Origin of the sequence: Nocardia pseudovaccinii NBRC 100343, from assembly GCF_001613225.1 — a bacterium.
In the GTDB taxonomy this organism is placed as follows: domain Bacteria; phylum Actinomycetota; class Actinomycetes; order Mycobacteriales; family Mycobacteriaceae; genus Nocardia; species Nocardia pseudovaccinii.
The window spans coordinates 1-1009 of record NZ_BDBY01000164.1 but is presented as its reverse complement, the minus strand read 5'-3'; the positions used below and the strand labels follow the sequence as shown (position 1 = coordinate 1009).

The window sequence follows — 1009 nt, the reverse complement described above, 5'->3', positions numbered from 1 at the left end:
AGGTCTACGAGGCGTACGACACGGTCAAGGATCGGGTGGTCGCGGTCAAACTGCTGCCCATGGCGCTGGCCGACGATCCGCGGTTCCAGCAGCGATTCCGGCACGAATCCCGGGTCGCCGCGCGGCTGGCCGAACCGCACGTCATCCCGATTCACGACTGGGGCGAGATCGACGGTGTGCTCTATATCGATATGCGGCTGGTCCGGGGCAGCGATCTGCGCTCGGTGCTGCGCGACAAGGGACCGCTGAGCCCCACTCGTGCGGTCGGCATTATCGAACAGGTAGCGGCCGCATTGGATGCCGCGCATGCCGAGGGTTTGGTGCATCGCGACGTGAAACCCGCCAATATCCTGGTCACTCCTTCAGATTTCGCGTACCTCGCCGACTTCGGCATCGCCCGCTCCGAGCGCGACCCCAGCGTCACCGCGACCGGCCAAGCCATCGGCTCCTACAGCTACATCGCGCCGGAACGATTCGACACCGCCCCGATCGGCGGCACCGCCGACGTCTACTCCCTCGCCTGCGTGCTGTTCGAATGCCTCACCGGTACACAACCTTTTCCTGCCGACGGAATGAGTTCGCTCATCCGAGCCCACCTTTCGACGCCACCACCCCGCCCGACCACCAAACGAGCCGGACTGCCCGGCGCGCTGGACGAGGTCATTTCCCGCGGCATGGCGAAGGAACCCGCCGACCGCTACCCAACGGCCCGCGCACTCGCCTCGGCAGCCAGAGCTGCGGTATCGGGCACATCGTCCGTGCCGAACTCGGACTTGCCCACCGCCCAGATCTCCAACCCACAACCCGCCCCAGCGACCATCATCTTCCCGACCTTCGGACCGGAATCGACGATCGATCGGCAGTCGCCGAACTGGCCACAACAGCCAGCCGGGTCGCAATCAGCAGGCGGTCCGCAGCAGTCGGGCGGATCGCTGCCGGGAGGCGGTCCGCGGCGCTCGGTCGGGTCCCAGTCAGCTGGTGGTGTGCAGCAGCCAGGCGGTCCGCAGCA

At 67.0% G+C, this 1009-nt stretch carries 1 protein-coding gene; it reads left to right on the top strand.

Features of this window, described 5'->3' with window-relative positions; all coding sequences use genetic code 11:
* Positions 1 to 1009 (top strand): serine/threonine-protein kinase (locus NP3_RS19100; protein WP_157124396.1); only part of this gene is annotated, 1009 nt, incomplete at both ends.